The organism is Pontimicrobium sp. SW4 (assembly GCF_039954625.1).
Lineage (GTDB): Bacteria > Bacteroidota > Bacteroidia > Flavobacteriales > Flavobacteriaceae > Pontimicrobium.
In genome coordinates this window covers 1,875,817-1,894,632 of the sequence record NZ_CP157199.1, presented here as the reverse complement: position 1 = coordinate 1,894,632, position 18,816 = coordinate 1,875,817, and the positions used below count along the sequence as shown (strand labels likewise).

Genomic DNA, 18,816 nt, shown 5'->3' with positions numbered 1-18,816 from the left:
AGAAGGCATTACTACGGTAATGCTTTTTTTTGTAATAAATTTGTTGTTAATTCGAGTTATTGAACAAATTATTAGGTATGAGAAATTGTTTGTGGTGCATTGTTTTGTTGTTTGTTTTTGCGTGCCAAGAAAAAGAAGCTAAAACATTAGAAATTGGTACCTATAGAGGAAATTTAATAGCACAAGATAATCAAGCAATGCCTTTTATATTTGAGGTAACGTCTAGCACGACTTTAAAAATTTATAATGCTGATGAAGTGATTGAAGTTGATGAAATATCTTATAGTAACGATTCGGTGTATATACGATTGCCTTACTTTGAAACAGTAATTGCTGCAAAATTTGATGGAAATAATTTTCACGGACAATGGATTGAAGAGGATAGGGATAGGAGTGTAGCCTTTTTTTCTGAATATGGTGTACAACAAAGATTTGATAAACCGAATACCGAAAAATACGTTGATGTTTCGGGTGTTTGGGAAATGGAGTTCAACGATTATGGAAACATTTACCCTGCAAAAGCTGTTTTAGAGCAAAACGGAAATAACGTGACAGGAAACATTAGAACACCAACAGGTGATTATCGTTTTTTGGAAGGTATTGTTGATGCAGATACGTTAAAAATTTCAACCTTTGATGGCGCACATGCTTTTTTATTTAAAGCGCATGTAACCGACTCGAGTATGGTTGGTGGGTTTTACTCAGGGAATCATTCACTCGAAACCTTTGTTGGGAAGCCAAATCCAGAATTCGAACTACCTGACGCATATACATTAACCTTTATTAACGAAGGTTATGACACGTTTAATTTTTCGTTTCCAGATTTAGAAGATAATATAGTGTCGTTTACCGATGAGAAGTTTAAAGATAAAGTGGTCTTGGTGCAAATTATGGGCTCGTATTGCCCTAATTGTTTAGATGAAACCAAATTCTACTCAAAATTCTATGAAGCGAATAAAGATAAAGGCTTAGAGATTGTAGCGTTGGCTTTTGAAAACGCAAAAACCAAAGAAAAGGCTATTAAAGGGATTACCAGAATGAAAGAACGTGTAGGTTTAAATTATGACATTTTATTAGCACAAATTGGCACGAACGATAAAGGTAAAGCGCAAGAAAAAATGCCAATGCTTAATAAAGTAGTCTCGTATCCAACCACTATTTATTTAGATAGAACAGGTAAGGTTAGAAAAATACATACAGGTTTTAATGGACCAGCTACTGGCGAGAAATATCTAAGTTTTCAAAAAGAGTTTAATGCTTTTATTGAGACGTTGTTGAGTGAGTAAGATTTTTTTGTTACGCTTATCGGTTGGTGTAAGGATAGTTGCGTGATTAAGCAACTAACTTAACAAAAATGGAACGAACCAGAGGAAAATCCACAGGATTTTCCGAGTAAGCAAGAACCAAGCAATTATTTTTACACGATGTTAGGCAAAGTATTTTATTATTCATTTGAGTTCAAATATTCATATTTTACTAAATCATCTTTGTCCAATATTTCAATTTTTTCTGTATCTTTTATAACGAAATTTTTATCTGTTATTTCAAGAACGTCATTATAATAATGGTCAGTCAAGATTATACCTTTTGATTTTTTAAGTTCGAGTAATAAACCTTTTATCACATCTTTATAAATCGGTTCAATCATTGAAAATGGTTCATCCAACATTAAGAATGTATGATTCAAGTTTCCAATAATAAGTAACTCAAGATAGCGTAATTGTCCTAAAGATAATTTCCCAATTTTTATTTTTTCAAAACTCGATACTTGTGGTGAATAAAAAATTTTGTCTTGGTCGTCTCCATTAGGAAAAAACAAAGGAATTATTTCTCTTACCACCCGTTCTTTTGGTAAAAAAGTGTCTTGCGGTAAGTAGCCTATCCTTTTCGATTGAATTACATCTTTTTGAGAAATAATTTCTGAATTTATTTTTATTAGAATTGAATCAGCTTTCACTGTTCCAAATATTAGTTTTAATAATGTAGATTTTCCAGTTCCGTTACGACCAAATATTCCAATTATCTCTCCAACTTTACAGTCAAGATTGATATTCTTTAAAATAGCTTTTTTTCCGTAAGATTTGTTAAGTTCAGTTACTTTTAATAAATCCATTTATCTGAATATCATATATATTAGAATTAATAAAAAGGAAATAACCATATTAATTAGCCACACTCTTTTTAAAAGGTCAGTTTTTGTAAATCCGAGATTGTAATATGCGTAATATTCATTTTTTCTAAAAGTCTGATAGCCCAAATAGCCTATAAAAATCCCAAATGATGAAAAAATAACAACACTCCATAAAATACCTGATGTGAAGGCAAAAATCAATGAAAAAGGAACGTTGAACATATTAATATCCAAAAAGTATTTAGAAATAGCTTTACTGTACATTTTTTGTAATAAATTCCATTTTGAATACGAGTTTCATATTTTGCCTAACTTTAATGATATGACGTCGTTTTAATGACTTATATCAGTCGATAAGCGAAGTTATAAGAAATTTCTGTAAAAGTAAATACCTTATTGGGTCTATTTATTAACAAGTTGTAATCTTAAGCATTCGTTAATTAGCAGTATACTAATAACTTGCATTGCTCTTGGTTGATGGGGTTTTGAGCTTTTTTAGCTTATATAATTCCAAATACTCTTGTATTTACTTAGTTGTTTGTATACTATATTGCCTTATTTTCTAGATTAGATAATGGATTGCTACTTAAAATACGCTTTGCATAAAAATGTACTTGTTGTAAAATTCATATCCTACTGTCTACACTATTAAAATTGCCAACTGCCGTCATATACGAATACCGAAGGATCTGTTTTCCAAATAAAGTTGCCTGTTGTAAAATTAACATGAACCATATTTTTGTCACTGTGTTAACGACAACAATATCATCTAAAAACCTATAAAGAAAATAGCCAACAAGAAATAATAATAGTGTTTGAATATTCAAGGCTAAGGTTTGTTTTAAATTTTTAAATATGGACTTAAGCGAGATAAGAAATGCACTTCCAGCTTTTTTATGCTCTCTTAAAATAAGATACTTACCATAATCAATCATTTTTAGTATAAACATAAATGGAATGGACAAAAGTATGAAGGCTATAATAAGAGCATTAAAGCTTTCAATTATATATAAGTAAGCCAATGGTGTCAAAACAATACTAATGGCTATTAAATATGGGATGAGGTTGAATAATCTCAACTTGAAAAATGAGAAACCATGTGTCTGCATTCCTTTAAGGAAAAATCCACTTTTACCTTTTTCAATTGAGTTTAACATGCCTGCATCAATAAATCCATCAATACATAAAAACAAGACAAAGAAAAAAAAGATTATTCCACCAAGGATTATAGAAAGGTATTGTGGAAAGCCATACCAGGGCATTTCATGTGATACAAAGGCTCCAAAAAAATCGTGAAATGCATTTAAATCTGAATAGTTGAACAAATCTTCATTTATTGTTCTTCCAGAAAAAAATAGGTTCATGGCGAATCTAAGAGGGACTAAACTTATATAAATCGTAAAGGATTTGAGTAAAAAAACAATTAGATGTGTTTTTATTAGATGTGTGTTTTTAGAAATTGAAGTAAGTATCATTTTTATTATTGTTAAGTATTATTTTAGAACCCTCCTAATAATTGAGCTATGTTGTGTATCCAAAATTGCCAACGATTAACAAATTTTCCTGTAGCATTAGCGATATCAACAGATTTTCCATTATTTGAATAAGTAAGATCTATAAGGACTTTGCGTTTTGGATCCAACTGAGCCTTTATTACAGGACTGTTTGAATAAAATTCTATTGTTGTATAGTTTAATTTAAAATCCCATTTAGCAGAAGTCCATACAGTACCATTTTCAAGAGAGATTTCTAGTTCTATTGGGAAGTAGCCATTACCATGGTTTTTAATATCAACACGATTGTAAAAAATAGGTTGATTGCCCGATAAATTGACATCTGGAAATTGTTGAAGACCGAGATCAATAAATTCATAATCTATCTTTTGCTGAAATATTTGATTGAGCTCATAGTCAATTGTTTTATTATCACGAAAGAACTGATCAAAAAACCATGATAGATTTGTTTCTGAGCTTTTATTCATAACTTCAAAGAAATCCTTAGGTTTTGGGTGTTTAAATTTCCATGTGTTGTAGTAAAAACGCATTCCTTTTTTAAAAGCTTCCTCTCCTAAATGCTTTTCTAACGTCCGCAACAAAGTTGCTGGTCTTGCATATGAATTTGTTCCATAGTTAGATGGTTTTTGCTTGTAGCTTTTTGTTAGAATAGACTCATTGTTTGGCTTAGTCAAATATTTAAATCGATCCCGATTTTCATTTGTGAAAGAAAAATTATCCCTATTGATATGACCACCATAATACATATCAATTATACGTTGTGTCCCATAGCTTGTCATTCCTTCGTCCATCCATGCATTTTCAAATTCATTCGAACCCAAAATGCCATAAAACATTTGATGTGCATATTCATGAATAGTTGTAGCTAAATGGACTGAAAACAAATTGTCTATAAAAAAACCATTTCTGCCTACAGTGAAGAATGTGGGGTATTCCATTCCTCCAGCTGCGTTTAAACCATTGGGAGGGTTTAAAAATGTAATAGTAGGATAGGGGTATTTACCTAAGTGCTCTTGAAAATAATCTATTGCATAGCGAAGTGCTTGAACTTGTTCTTCAACATCACTTTCATACTCTTTATTATATAGAAATCGAATAGCTATATTATTATAGCTTTCTTCGTATATTTTAAAATTAGGGTAAGCTGTCCAAGCAAAGTCGTGTACATCCTCTGCATGAAATTTAAGGGTTTTTGTGGAGTCTGTAGTTGTTTCAGACACCAATTGTCCAGTTGCTCCAATAACAAACTCTTTTGGGGTAGTTATCGCTACATTATACACCCCATAATCTGAAAAGAACTCTGTGTGAGGATGCAATTGATGACAGTTCCAACCTGTTTCTTCCAATACGCCAATTTTTGGGAACCATTGTGCAATAAGGAAAAAATCTTTTGCTATGGATGGGTCAGAATATCCTGTTTTAGAGAATAGCATGGGAAGTTTAACAGTGAATTCAATCTCAATATTGACAGTTTCGTTGGTCTTTATGGGTTTATCAAGTATTATTCTTGCTACAGTTGAATCTTGAATATTGTTGTCATCGGGTTGAATAAATTCTAAGTTGTTTAGAAATTCAGTAGCCCCAATTTTTATGGAGGTTATTTTATTAAACCCATTATAGTTTGAATCGAATTTCTTACCAACACCTCTATATTTCCCACCCGATTCTATCATATACGTTGTCCTGTCATGGGAAAAACCATTCATGTATAAATGAAACTGTAATTCATCTGTTGGTTTAGAAGTTATGTTTGTCCATTTAATAGCTTCCTTTCCTTTAAGTTTTTTTGTTGAAGGAAGTAATGTCACTTCTATATTATAATTTGCATTTCTCGGACTTAAAGGATTTGAATCAATAGATTGCTCTGACTGACCAAAGAAATTTGCTGATAGACAAAAGAGCGTAGCTAAACATAGTAATTGCTTATAAGTGTATTTCATTTCAAACTAAGTTTTAATTTAATGATTGTCCGGAATTACTCATAACTGAGTCGTCACGCTGAATTTATTTCAGGGTCTCATTTACAAAGCTTTGTTTTTCTGCTGATTATGAGATGCCGAAACGAGTTCGGCATGACGCAAATTCCAGTTATGATACAAAACGGATATTCAAATTTAATTTCTAGTCAAACATAGGTATAACTATATGTTTATGTGGGTCAACTTATAATTTGACACCTATTTGAAATGAATTAGAGGAAAAGTACTTGGTGTAATTATTCTACAAACGCCTTGGCATACTGAGAAGGTGTTTTTCCGGTACTCTTTTTAAAGTAACGATTAAAAGATGATTTAGAATTAAATCCGCAGTCATACGCCAATGCCAATAAGGTATATTGTTTGTTTTCTGGTATTTTAATTAAGCGTTTGAATTCTTTAACACGGAATGTGTTGACAAAATCATAAAAATTTTTACCTTCTTTTTCATTAATTATTTGAGATAAGTAATTGGGGTGAATATCAAGCTTTGTTGCTAAGTCATTTAAAGATAGATTCATTTCTTTATAATATTCATCTTCAGTGAATAGCTTTATTAAGTCGTTATGAACTTTCACAGCCAACTTGTCTCCAAGTCCAGAACTTAAATATTTTTCTTTTTGCTCATTATCAAGAGATTCAGCTTTAAATTTTTCTAAAACGAGTTTTTTGCCAGAAAAAATGGTTTGTTGTTGCACACCAAAAAACCCAATTAAAATAACAAACACAGAAACACCTAAGAAAATATATTGGTCATTATTGGTGAATATTACAATACACCATACAACACCTAAACCGTATGTTAAAAGCCGCAACCATTTTAAATTTATCTCTTCAATATCAGAAAATTGATTTCGAATTTTCTTTTTGTGCTTACTCAATAAAACACTTGACCATGCCACATAGATTATTCCAGATAGAAAAATCAATATTAATCCAAAATTCATAAAGTTTTCATAGCTTATCTCATCATTCTCATATAAATGCAATCTTTGTGCTGTGGAGGATTTAAAAAATAAAATAATACACATGTATCCAATAATTGACGGTGTTAAATGTAACCAAGCTACCCAGTTTCTTTTTGGGAACTGATTGGTTATGGAGGAAACATAGTAATATAAAAAAACACCATGAAGTAATGGTAGCACGTCAGGAAGACTCAATAGATAAGGAGACTTAAAAGGACTTCCTTTAAAATTAACATAGAAAAGGTACAAATGTAGAGCCATTAAAAGCATCCAGATAAACAAGAATAGGTCAGATTTAGATCTGTTTTTTTTATTTAGCAATAATGCTGATATAAATAGAGCAATACTTAAGCCAGATATATATATCATTTTTCTTGGTGGTGCCTAACTTTAATGATATAACGTCGCTTTAATGACTTATATCAGACTATAAGCGAAGTTATAAGAAATTTCTACAAAAGTAAATATATTGTTAGGCTTATTTATTAACAAGCTGTAATCTTAAACATTCGTTAATTAACAGTATGCTAACAACTTGTAGCACTTTTGTTAGATAACTTTAATCTGGTAAAAAAGTCAATTAGAAAACGAACATTATTAATGTCAGTTTATAACTCAAAGCGCTCTTGGTTGGTTGAAGCTTTGAGTTTTTTTTTGTTTATATAATTATAAATTAGTTGTTTTTTTTCAACACTAAAATTAAACCTTGATTCTTTTCTATAGTAATAGGTTTATTGATATCATAAGTTTTTAAATGTTGCAAATCTTTAATTTCAGGACTGCTTAATTGTGCTGAATTTTCATCAAAACCTAAGGCTTTCCAATCAATATTTAAAATTACTTGTTCGTTTTTATTAGACCATGAACCAATTGCGATTAAGATTTTATCATCATGAACATAGACTGTACTTTTAATATTTGGATGGTTTGTTTTTATAGGAGATCTATCCACCCAATAACCTAGCATTTCAGCATTAGCAATGTCAAATGAATCGAATAGTTCCCATAGTGCTCCTGGATTGAAATTTCCATAAACACGTGTGGTCATTCCATACACAAGGCCACGATATGGGTGACCTCCTTTTTCAAGCATTTCTCCTGTTAAACCAAAAGGAATTCCTGATACTTCAGTTAACCAATAATCTGGGTCTAAATCGTATTCAAAATATTCACCAAACCAAAGTCTAGATATATAAGGAAAATGTTCCATATATAAAAAAGCACTGTTAATAAACCCATCACGATTGTTGTATTGATTTGCTGAATGTAAATCAATCACAAACGAATCTCTATGCGTGTCAAATACACTTGCAATACGTTTTACAGTACTTCTGCTAAATGCAATGTCGTCTAAATAGAGTCCATCTATTTCTTGATTTTTTGCTAGCCAGTTAATACCTTCAATATAATAATTAGTCCATCTAGAAGTACCCTTATTTAATATTGAGGCATCATTTACTTCGGTAGCATGCCACGCAGAATGGTAATTAGATTTAAGGTGTTCTTGCATCCAACTATGGCCGCCGCCTAGACCATCGTTTAATATTTCATCACCAAGACTTTTTAGAGCAAATAACTCATGTGATTTATATGTGAGCTCTCTAATAGTATTATAAAGTTTTACACGAATACCTTTGCTATGAGCCTCATCGATATATGCTTTTTGCTTTTCAAGATTAAAGAATGGATAGTTAATGTAAGGATTAATTTCGTTAGCGTGATGCACATTTGCGATAGTTCCATTATAATTAATAACAGAATCTACAGGAACATATTTATGAACAAAGCGTGTATTAAAATGCTCTTCAGTGTCAATTAGTTTAAAAGGTGTAATTAAAAAGCGAATATTAAAATTTAAAGTGTCACCTTTTTTTATGGTTCTTGCTCCACTATAATTTTTTACCAAAACACCATCATTATTCATGGTGATATCAATACCACCTTTGCCTTCGTTATGCCAAGAAGGAGGGAGGTTTAGCGGTTTTGCTTGATAGAAATTGGTGTTTAGTGGACGCTCATAATTTTTATCTCTCAACACAAATTGAAGTCCTTTGTTGATGCCTCCTAACCAAGCACCTTCATGATGTTTGGTTACATCCCATTTCCAATTGATAGAGCTCTTTAATGAACTTCCTTTTTCACCAAGACCAAGAATATATGTTGCAGCTTCTTTTTGCATAGGAATTTGCAGATTAACGTCATTTAGATTGATGTCATTTTCAGCAGTTAATTGAATGTTATATTCTAGCATTCCATCATACTCTAGTGTTCCATTAACGCTCATCGTTAAATCGTCTGAACGGTTTGTAGCTTTCCAATTAACTGCACTTTTATGTGTTTGATTGATGGAGTAATCACTAGTAGTCCAATCTATTACTGAACCATCAGTTTTTGTAGCATTAAACTGAATAGGTTTTTTTAAAATAGGTTCTTTTTCTTTTGAAAATTTAGTCATCTCTAGAGTGAAATAAGAATCAATATTATTAGGTAAACCAAAATTGTTTAATTCTATATCACGACCTAGAATACTAAGTGTTTTATCTAATACATTTACTGGAGTAAAAGGTTTGATAATAAAATTTTCATCAGTTCCAATGGTTGAATTTAGCCAACGTAAGCGCGACATGTTTTCTGGGTGGCCATCACCATAGTTTTCTATCTTTTCTGATGACACATTTAGCTTAATATAAACCGTGTCTGCAACGCTGTTTTCGGGTTTGATTATTACACTTCCTTTGTAAATACCTTGCTTTGCAGTTTCTGGAATTTCAATGCCAAACCAAAGTGCTTGTGTCTTACCTTTTGATACTGAAACCGTCTTTTTAAAGGATTTTCCATTTAAATCAACACCACCTTTATTAAAGCATGTAATGGCTTCTTTTGAAATTTCGTTATTATCACTGTTTAAATCTGAAAAGGTAATCCCGAGATCATTCAAATCAATTTCAGGAGAAAACACACCTATTTGAAACGTGTAATATTCACCTCTTAATGCTTCGTCTGAAATACCATTTACGTTGTCAGTGTTTTTTATCCAACGAACAGGTAAATAATCAGTAAGTTTTATTGAGTTATTTCTGTATTCTGGGAATAAATAATAAGGTTGAGGATTGCTAGATATAAAACTGGAAACTTCTTCTTGAGTTGCAATAACTTCCATTGGAAAGAAACTATTAAAATTATCAATAGATTGAATACTTGATACATTGGCTTTAGGTAAATCGGCAATAGTGGTTTGTTCTATCTCATTTAGCCAAGCTTCATCGTCAGTTTGTGTTGGTGTTTTGTAATTTAATTTCGGATAATAAGAACCCGTAGATTCATGTGGAAAATAATATGCATAGTACGTTTTTGAATCTTGATTGGGTTGAAATACAATGTGTCCAAATTCATTGTTGATCTCAACAACATGCTTGTTTGTAACAATTAAGTTTGTTTTTGCATCAACAATAATGATATCTTTCGCTTCAGGATTATGATCACGTCGTCTCCATGGAATAGTCACTTGCGTTTTATCAAAATTGTCATTTTCTATTTGAATCACAGCTCTCTGGTTTCCAAAAGATTCAAATGCTTCTTTATAGATAGGATGTTCCCAGTTCCCGCTTTCGTAAACAACATCATATTTTGATGCTGTGACATCTTTGTCTCTGTAAGTGATATCACTAGTTTCCTTTTCTGTGCAAGAACATATCAGTAAAACAAATAGAACAGTTAATTTGCTTAGTTTATTCATGGTAATGGTTAGTTTAATGTTTTTATAGTCTCAAGAGCTAAATCAATATTTAATGTTTCAGAATTACTTTTAATATTTTTAAGCAAATCAACTTTTAATTTTTGAGTGTTTGCAGTATCTCCAAGTTTGTTGTTTGCTTTGGCAATGATGTAATTTTCTAGTTGTTCATCAACATCATAAGGTTTGCCAACACCTAAATTTCTTGGCCAAAATTTTGCTTTTTCGGCATAATCAATGGTTTTGTCGTATTCTTTTTGGTTATAAGCTTGCAATGCTAATTTAATGCAAACCAACGAATATATTTTTTTGCCCTCGGTAGAACCCTCAAAAGGTAGAATATTGAAATTTTCTAAGAATTTCAAAGCATTCAGATATTGTTTGTCTTGTAAAAGTGCTGAGGTGTAATTCATGCCTATGTGCGAATTTTCAGGAAATAATTTTATAAATTTCTCTCCAATTTCAATGGCTTTTGAGGTTTCATTATTAATTAAATGATTATTACTCAAGGCCAATGCTGTTCGCCAATCGTTAGGATTTAATTCTAAAGCTCTTTCAAGAAGCTCTCTTTCTTTTAATGAGGTCGTCTCAACCAACTTCAACTTTGTTAAATAAAATGCAGCAAAATCTGGTTCATTTTGGCATTGTTCAAATAATGTTGATGCTTTTTCTCTCAATCCTTTATGCCAATAAATTAGACCTAGATAGTATTTTAATTTCCAATGAGAATTTGTTTTCAGCGTAGTTTCTAAAAACTCAGATGTTTCAACACGATGTGGAAATACCATTTCAGCAGATGCCTCAAAAACACTTTTTAGATAGTTGCTTTCGTTGTTTTTGTCAAGATTAGCAAGCCAAAGATTAACAATTGGATGCTGTGGACTTTCCTTTAATACAGAGATTGCAGCTTGAGTGTCATTAAATTGAAGGTAAATTGCTGCCAATTCTAAATAGGATTCAAAAGGCAATTCATTAGTAATTCTAGTATTAAAAGTCGCTAAATCATTTAAGTTCATTAGTGCCTCTTCAAACCTCGCAAAATCTGAAAGTGGATCTAGTTTATAAATATTGTTTATAGCAGTGATTGAACTGTCTTCATCTTTTGATTGTCTACTTGCAAAGGCTTGAATCATATGAGCTATAATGTTGTTAGTGTCAGCATCAATTGCTTTGGAAGTATAATGAATTGCTTTAGTATAATTATATTCTTTTAAAAACAGTATTGCTAATTCAACAAACGAAGAGGAGCGAAGGCTTGCTGATTGTGAAGCTATCGAAAACCCAGATTTAGCATCAGTAATGTTTCCGAGTTTTTTATTAACAAGACCATATGCATAGTTTGATTCTGGATGATAAGTGTCTATGGATAAGGCTTCTTTACTATATTTTAAAGCATTTTTGTAATCCATTTGTCTATAATAAGCTAATGACAGTCTACTGTATGCTGGTATAAATCCTTCATCTTTTTCAATGCAATTATGATACTCTTTTGCAGCTTCTTCATATTGGCGCTGTTTTTCAAGCCCTAATGCTTTTGTGTAAATGCCATATGCAGAACCCCAATTAAAATCAGTTTTATGATTGATAGGTCTGTTTACTAAATAATCTTCTTGTTTTGATGAGTATTGAAGTAGGTTATCTCCAAGTTGGATATTAAAATCATCCTTTTGATTAATTGTAATTTTAGTTTTAAAAACCTCTAAAGGTTTAAGGTTTATTTCAAATTTGGTTGTTTCTCTGTTTTGTGTTATCTCTAAAGTTTCAGATAAATGCTCTAAAGCACTTACATAAATAGTTAGTGAATCCGTAGTGCTTTCAACATTAAGAACAGCATATTTAGAAGCAGCAACCATACCATTAGTGTTTTTTAACGGAAACCAAAGCTCTGTCATTACATCTGAATTGTAAGGTTGAAATTCTTTGTGCTTAAAAGGAGAAAAGGTGCTTCCGGGTGAGGCTTGATTGAATAATTTTCCTGATTGGTACTCTATATATTGTCCTTTAGTGTCAGTAAGTAAATCTTCCCAAATCATACCTTGATCAGATAATCCCCAAATCCATAGTTTTTTTCCAGGTTTTTCGTCATAATCTACATAATGACCAAATCCGAAGTCATCATCTTTCCAGTAACCGCCAAAAATATTTGAATATGAATTTAAAACATGATATGATTTATAACCACCAAAATTATTATTCTCGTATTTAGAAATATCTCTATTATTATCTATTGGCCAATTACCAGTTTCACCATTATGTCCAATAAAGTTTTTTCCAGGATATACGAATTCTAAATTCCCTGAAGCTTTAGCGGCTGCATTCATCCATTGGTAATAGCTTGTAAACTGATTGGTTGTGTTAAACCAAGACACCTTGGTTTCAAGGTAGGCTTTATTTTTTGGGAGTTTGATATCAATATTCCATCGTGTTCTTGATGGTAAATCATAAGCACCAACAATGCAAGAAACACTTCCATCACTATTTTCAATCAATTTATAATCAACAGGAGTAGAGCAAGAAGGTGCATGACCAATATCTCCAAAATTAAATTCCAATCCACCAGAAGTCCAAGGGCCTCTCATGGCAATATTTCTAAACTTGACTACATCATTATAATATAAAAACTCTTTTCCAGTAGATTTCTCAATAGCTCCCCAAACCTTACCGCCAATTTCAGGACAAACAAAAACTTTTATGTAGTCATTTTCCATAACGACCATTTTCCAAGATTGATCAATCACATTATTTGTATAACCATCAAATTTAAAATATGGATAAATGTTATTCATATCCACAACAGGACTAGGATCAGAAAAAGGATAGGTTTTAAAATTCATTAACACTTCTTTAATAGAAGCAATTCCTATAGATTCTGGACTGTTATTTTTTTTACAGCTAATCAAAAAAAAGGTACAAAAACAGAGTATTTGTATGCAAGTTTTAAGTTTCATATGGTTGGTTTAATGAGAGCTTAGAAAGCTTTTTTGTGCTAAGTTAAGTTTTTATTATGAAAATAATGAGGTGTTAAATCTTCATAAGATTACGTTAATTAACAATATTATAACAGCTACCTAAATATTGTGTAGTTAACTTAGGCATACATATGTCATCAATCTTAAGTACCGACAAGTATGTACTGTTTTTTTTTTAGCCCAATTGAAAGATTGGGCTTTTTTAATCTTCCCAAGCATCATTATAAGCATCTTTTATAGAGGATCTTAAAAAGCTATCGACACCTGTTTTATACGTGACACCTCTTGAGTTTACAATTACGGCAATTTCAATACCGTTTATTGGGAACATTTGTATTTGCGAGAGCATACCTTGTCCGCTGTTAGAAATGCTTCCATTTTTTCCGTAGTACTTTCCATGTTCTTCTCTGGAATCACCACTAAAATAAGCGTCCAGACCAAAGTAATTATCTTCTATAAGCGTTTTAGAAGCTTCGGTAATTAGATTGTCTGTATGCATGTAATAGGCATTTACAGCAGCCATTTCTACAATGGTCATAAAATAGCCTCCTCCACCAGAAATATGATCCCAATCACCATAGGTTAATCCCGAAACATTATTAACTCCGTCGTTCTTGTTGTAATATCTAGCAGGATTAGGTTGTTCTTCCGTGAAATCAATATTGTTTAAACCACATTTGTCAAATAAGGCCTTTTGCATGTACTGTTTGTAACCAGCTTGAGTCGCTTGGTCACTTTCTAGACTAACTAGTGGTGCATTAGGTAGGTTATTTTGTAAGGATGGGATTAATATTCTAAAAATGGCAAAGTTAATATTGTCGTAGTCTCTTGTTGCTGGTACAGTTACGCCATTTGCAACGGCTTGCTTAATGGCATCGTAAGATAAGGTGTTGTTAAAATCGGTATTATTCGTTTCAAAACCAGATTCATGACGCATAAGGTTAGCAAATGTTAGTTGATCTATTCCAGAACCTTGGCTCCATGAATTAGGTAAATAAGGAGCAATTTTATCATCAACATCTAAGTTGAGATCTTCAATAAGTTGCATAACAACAATTGCTGTGTAGAATTTTGTAATACTAGCAATATTTAATTCTTTAGTAGCAGTCATTGCCTCGACAGTACCATCTGGTTCTTGAATAGCGTTTCCAAATGCTCCAGTGCGAGCTAGTTGTCCATCTTTTGTTATGGCGTAGGTCCAGCCAATGGGAGCATCATTTCCCCAATTGACATAGTCTATTAAGTTTTGCTCAAATAAATCTAGATTAAATTGTGCTACTTGAGGTCCTTGTAATACAGGCTCATTGTTTTGACAGGTATAAGAAATAAGTAATAAGGAAACAAACATCCACTTATAGGTAAATGTTTTTTTAAGAATTGATTTGTGGCTAAACATGACTTTTATTTTTTTTAAAGATACTTAAAATACCTTAAATTAGGTTATTGTAGGTTTATTGGTAAGTGATGTTAACTAATATAGTTCCAAATATTCTTGAATTTACTTAGCTGTTTGTATGTGTGTAATATCTCCTTATTTTCTGGATTTGATAATGTTGGATCACTACTTAAAATACGCTTTGCATAAAAACGTGCTTGTTGTAAAATATTTTTATCTTTTATAATATCGGCTATTTTAAGGTTCAATACACCGCTTTGTTGTGTTCCCATAAGATCCCCAGGGCCACGAAGTTTTAAATCGACTTCGGCAATTTCAAAACCATCGTTGGTTCTTACCATGGTTTCTAGTCGTGTTCGACTGTCGTTACTCAATTTATAGCCAGTCATTAATATGCAATAGCTTTGTTCGGCACCACGACCAACGCGACCACGTAATTGATGTAATTGCGATAAACCAAAGCGTTCGGCACTTTCAATAACCATAACCGATGCGTTAGGTACATTTACCCCAACTTCAATAACTGTGGTAGCAACCATAATTTGTGTTTCGCCTTTTGCAAAACGTTGCATTTCGTAATCCTTATCGGCAGCTTTCATTTTTCCATGAACAATTGAAATTTGATATTCAGGTAAAGGGAAATCTCTCGATATACTTTCGTAGCCATCCATTAAATCTTTATAATCCATAGCAGAACTTTCTTGAATTAATGGATAGACAATATATACTTGCCTCCCTTTTTTTATTTCATCTCGAATAAATCCAAAAACTTGTAAGCGATTTTTATCAAATCTATGGACAGTTTTTATGTCTTTTCTGCCTGGTGGTAATTCGTCAATTACGGATATGTCTAAGTCGCCATAAACAGACATTGCTAAGGTTCTCGGAATTGGTGTAGCAGTCATTACTAAGATGTGTGGAGGAAGGGAAGCCTCACCAACCTCCCTAGAGGGGAGGCTTTTTAATTGATTCTCAATTTTTATAAGTACATTTTCTGTATCTCCAATAACCTGCTCATTGGTAAAACAGATAACATTAAAACCCAGCTCTTTTAAAATGAGTGTCCTTATTTCATCTATCTGTTTTTGTTGTTGAGCGTTATGGTAACCACCATCTATTTCAACCACTAATTTTTTTTCGATATTAACAAAATCAACAATAAACTCATCAATAATATGTTGTCGTCTAAATTTATAATCGATTTTTTTTGCCCTCAAACACTCCCATAAAATACCTTCAGCTTCAGTACTGTTTTTTTTGTTTTCCTGTTGTAAATCTTTCATCAGTTTATAAGTTGATGGTCGTGCAGTTTTATATCTATCGAGTACAGTTTTTGCGTCCTCCCTCTGGGAGGAAAGAGGAGGGCCTTTCTTCCAAAGTTTACTTCTTTGTGCTACTCCAAAACGATGTTGTTCATCAATAATTGCGAGGCCTAAATTCTTGAATTCCACCTTATCTTCAAGGAGCGCATGAGTGCCAATTAAGATGTTTAAATCGCCATTTTTTAAAGATTCATGGATTTTTTTTCTTTCTAAAGTTTTAGTTGAACCAGTTAATAGTTTTATTCTGATATTCAGATTTTTACAATATGAATTTAAACTGTTATAGTGTTGTACTGACAAAATTTCAGTAGGAGCCATTAAACATGCTTGAAAACCGTTGTCAATAGCTATGAACATTGACATTAGTGCTACTATTGTTTTTCCAGAACCCACATCACCTTGTAGTAACCGGTTCATTTGTGCGTTGCTTCCTAAATCTTGCCGAATTTCTTTAATAACTCGCTTTTGAGCGTTGGTTAATTTGAAGGGTAAATGCTCTTTAAAAAAAGTGTTAAAATAGTCACCGACTTTTGTAAATGGAAACCCTTTTATTTTTGATTTATGGATGAGGTTTTTTAAAATTAATTGTAATTGAATGTAAAACAATTCTTCAAATTTTAATCGAAATTGTGCATGTGCTAATAGCTTTTGAGATTCTGGAAAGTGCACATTAAAAAGCGCTTTCGATTTTGATAATAATTTTTGTTCTTTAATTAAGTTTTCTGATAATGTTTCTGTGAATTTTCCTTTGGTCTCCAAAAACAATTGCTGCATTATTTTTATAATTACGCGATTGGTAATTCCCTTATTGGATAATTTTTCAGTAGAAGGGTATACAGCTTGCATTGCTGAGCTTAAGTTTTTTTCATGATCTTCTAAAAGTTCCATTTCAGGATGAGGCATGCTGAATTTTCCATTAAACCAGTTAATCTTCCCAAAAACCACATATGTCGTGTTTAGTTTAATGCTCTCTCGAATCCATTTGTGACCTCTAAACCAAACCAATTCCATGCTGCCTGTATCGTCTGTAAAGTTTCCTACGAGGCGTTTTCCGCGTTTTTGTGCTATTTCTTTAAGACTTGTAATTTGACCTATTATTTGAACTTCGGCTGAGTTTTGTTGTAGCTGATTGATTTTGTAATACTGTGTTCTATCAATATATCTGTTTGGAAATAGGTTAACTAAATCTTGATATGTATGAATACCAAGCTCCTTACGCAGTAAATCTGCACGATTAGGACCAACGCCTTTTAAATAATCTATTGGTGTTTGGATGTTTGTATTCATTCAACTAAAATAATTCTTTTGTTAGTAATAGCAAGGTCAATTAGTAATTTGGTCTTAACTTTGTAGGATACAAATAATTATGAAAGCATTAGTTATATCAGGAGGAGGAAGTAAGGGCGCCTTTGCAGGAGGAGTTGCTCAATATTTAATGCAAGACCTTGGTAAAGAATATGATATGTTTTTAGGGACTTCAACAGGTAGTTTGCTTATTCCGCATTTATCATTAAATAAAATAGATAAAGTTTACGATTTATTTACCAATGTGACTCAGCGAGATATTTTTAGTGTAAGTCCTTTTATACAGAGAAAGAAAGGAGATAGAGAATATGTATCAATCGATTTTGTTAATTCCTTATGGCAATTCATTCGTAAGAAGCGTACGTTTGGAGAGAGCAAGCATTTAAAGAAAAATATAAGGCGAAATTTTACTAAGGATGAGTTTGAAACGATTATAGCTACCAAGGAAGATGTAGTAGTAACAGTATCAAACCTGTCCAAAAATAGAGTGGAGTATAAGTCTATTAATGATTGTACATATGAAGAGTTTTGCGATTGGATTTGGATTTCTTGTAATTACATTCCATTTATGTCGTTGGCAACTGTAGATGGTTTTGAATATGCAGATGGAGGTTTGGGTTGTGTAATTCCTATACGTGAGGCTATTTTACGAGGCGCAACAGAGGTTGATGCTATTGTTTTAGAGGCGGAGAGCATGGAAAAAAAGAAAGTACTTGGGAAAAACCCATTTTCATTAATGCTTGGATTGTTTGGTCACTTACTTGATCAGGTGGAGAAAAACGATATCACAATAGGTAAGTTGGCGGCAAAAAATAAGAATGTAAACTTAAATTTGTACTATACGCCTACTAGCTTGACGGAAAACTCACTAATATTTAGTAAACGACTAATGGTGAACTGGTGGAAGCAAGGGTATGAGTATGCTAAAAAGAAAGATCAAGATCCTTTGTCTAATGAGCTAAAGTGATTTAATTACCATAGTTCTCCTACTTCTTTTTTAATGAATGCTAAGGCTGCATCGCTTGGCGCTCTTTTTTCCATCATTTCGGTTAGAATAACCTCTCTAAGTTTGTCGGCAGTTCCGGTTTTTTCTAATAAACCAGCTTTTCTAATAAGTTGTATGGTGGCATTTTTTGCAGCTACAATGATGTTCCAACAATCATCAGTTACGTAGATTTGCTGTGATAAATTATGTTCAAATTCTTGTTTAATAGTTGCTACAAGTAATGATTCGTAAGTGTTTTTATCTGAGCTTGTTGGACTCACTCTTATTAGTAATTTAGCAGGTGCTATTCTTTCTAAGAATAGTGCCATACGCTCATAAGCTTGAAGTCGAATAGGTAAGGTGTTTACTTGAATGTCTTTATGGAGTAAAAAACGTCTGCGACCATCTTCGTTTTTTGTGTGCTCCTTAAAAAAATAGTAGGCAATCATTCCAGTTATTAATGCTGGAACTGCGTATAGAAATACTTCAAAAATTTTTTCAACTTCCATGTGTTATT

11 protein-coding genes are annotated in these 18,816 nt (G+C 32.2%); 2 read left to right on the top strand and 9 right to left on the bottom strand.

Annotated elements, in window-relative coordinates:
- Positions 1–59: 59 nt before the first annotated feature.
- The gene (locus ABGB03_RS08830; RefSeq protein WP_347921995.1) at positions 60–1,286 is read left to right on the top strand and encodes a TlpA disulfide reductase family protein; all 1,227 of its coding nucleotides are present in this window, start codon (positions 60–62) and stop codon (positions 1,284–1,286) included.
- Positions 1,287–1,444: 158 nt separating this feature from the next.
- Here the strand turns inward: ABGB03_RS08830 and ABGB03_RS08825 are convergent, their stop codons facing one another.
- The 8 genes from ABGB03_RS08825 to ABGB03_RS08790 all read right to left on the bottom strand — a co-directional run bounded on the left by ABGB03_RS08825 (position 1,445) and on the right by ABGB03_RS08790 (position 17,296).
- On the bottom strand, positions 1,445–2,113 hold the full coding sequence (locus tag ABGB03_RS08825; RefSeq protein WP_347921992.1) for an ATP-binding cassette domain-containing protein: 669 nt from the start codon (positions 2,111–2,113) through the stop codon (positions 1,445–1,447).
- Between the two features lie 644 nt (positions 2,114–2,757).
- On the bottom strand, positions 2,758–3,495 hold the full coding sequence (locus ABGB03_RS08820; protein ID WP_347921990.1) for a hypothetical protein: 738 nt from the start codon (positions 3,493–3,495) through the stop codon (positions 2,758–2,760).
- Positions 3,496–3,629: 134 nt separating this feature from the next.
- The gene (locus ABGB03_RS08815; protein ID WP_347921987.1) at positions 3,630–5,585 is read right to left on the bottom strand and encodes a M1 family metallopeptidase; all 1,956 of its coding nucleotides are present in this window, start codon (positions 5,583–5,585) and stop codon (positions 3,630–3,632) included.
- Positions 5,586–5,860: 275 nt separating this feature from the next.
- Positions 5,861–6,958 carry a helix-turn-helix domain-containing protein gene (locus ABGB03_RS08810; RefSeq protein WP_347921985.1) on the bottom strand — a complete coding sequence of 366 codons (1,098 nt, stop codon included), beginning with the start codon at positions 6,956–6,958 and terminating at the stop codon, positions 5,861–5,863.
- Between the two features lie 304 nt (positions 6,959–7,262).
- Complete coding sequence (locus ABGB03_RS08805) at positions 7,263–10,325, bottom strand: glycoside hydrolase domain-containing protein (protein ID WP_347921982.1); 3,063 nt, start codon at positions 10,323–10,325, stop codon at positions 7,263–7,265.
- Positions 10,326–10,333: 8 nt separating this feature from the next.
- Entirely contained in the window at positions 10,334–13,270 is a 2,937-nt protein-coding gene (locus ABGB03_RS08800) for a DUF5107 domain-containing protein (protein ID WP_347921980.1), read from the bottom strand.
- 223 nt (positions 13,271–13,493) lie between these two features.
- Complete coding sequence (locus tag ABGB03_RS08795) at positions 13,494–14,687, bottom strand: serine hydrolase (RefSeq protein WP_347921978.1); 1,194 nt, start codon at positions 14,685–14,687, stop codon at positions 13,494–13,496.
- 71 nt (positions 14,688–14,758) lie between these two features.
- Positions 14,759–17,296, bottom strand: a complete 2,538-nt coding sequence (locus tag ABGB03_RS08790; RefSeq protein ID WP_347921976.1) for a DUF559 domain-containing protein — start codon at positions 17,294–17,296, stop codon at positions 14,759–14,761.
- Between the two features lie 79 nt (positions 17,297–17,375).
- Between ABGB03_RS08790 and ABGB03_RS08785 the strand changes: the two genes are divergently transcribed.
- Complete coding sequence (locus ABGB03_RS08785; RefSeq protein WP_347921973.1) at positions 17,376–18,281, top strand: patatin-like phospholipase family protein; 906 nt, start codon at positions 17,376–17,378, stop codon at positions 18,279–18,281.
- Between the two features lie 5 nt (positions 18,282–18,286).
- Here ABGB03_RS08785 and ABGB03_RS08780 read toward each other — a convergent pair whose 3' ends face one another.
- Complete coding sequence (locus ABGB03_RS08780) at positions 18,287–18,808, bottom strand: hypothetical protein (protein WP_347921971.1); 522 nt, start codon at positions 18,806–18,808, stop codon at positions 18,287–18,289.
- Positions 18,809–18,816 lie beyond the last annotated feature (8 nt).

What these genes read in the sequence shown, in the direction of transcription:
- ABGB03_RS08825 (WP_347921992.1), bottom strand. Translation starts at nt 2,113, where the DNA reads ATGGATTTATTAAAAGTAACTGAACTTAACAAATCTTACGGAAAAAAA.
- ABGB03_RS08820 (WP_347921990.1), bottom strand. Translation starts at nt 3,495, where the DNA reads ATGAACCTATTTTTTTCTGGAAGAACAATAAATGAAGATTTGTTCAAC.
- ABGB03_RS08815 (WP_347921987.1), bottom strand. Translation starts at nt 5,585, where the DNA reads ATGAAATACACTTATAAGCAATTACTATGTTTAGCTACGCTCTTTTGT.
- ABGB03_RS08810 (WP_347921985.1), bottom strand. Translation starts at nt 6,958, where the DNA reads ATGATATATATATCTGGCTTAAGTATTGCTCTATTTATATCAGCATTA.
- ABGB03_RS08805 (WP_347921982.1), bottom strand. Translation starts at nt 10,325, where the DNA reads ATGAATAAACTAAGCAAATTAACTGTTCTATTTGTTTTACTGATATGT.
- ABGB03_RS08800 (WP_347921980.1), bottom strand. Translation starts at nt 13,270, where the DNA reads ATGAAACTTAAAACTTGCATACAAATACTCTGTTTTTGTACCTTTTTT.
- ABGB03_RS08795 (WP_347921978.1), bottom strand. Translation starts at nt 14,687, where the DNA reads ATGTTTAGCCACAAATCAATTCTTAAAAAAACATTTACCTATAAGTGG.
- ABGB03_RS08790 (WP_347921976.1), bottom strand. Translation starts at nt 17,296, where the DNA reads ATGAATACAAACATCCAAACACCAATAGATTATTTAAAAGGCGTTGGT.
- ABGB03_RS08785 (WP_347921973.1), top strand. Translation starts at nt 17,376, where the DNA reads ATGAAAGCATTAGTTATATCAGGAGGAGGAAGTAAGGGCGCCTTTGCA.
- ABGB03_RS08780 (WP_347921971.1), bottom strand. Translation starts at nt 18,808, where the DNA reads ATGGAAGTTGAAAAAATTTTTGAAGTATTTCTATACGCAGTTCCAGCA.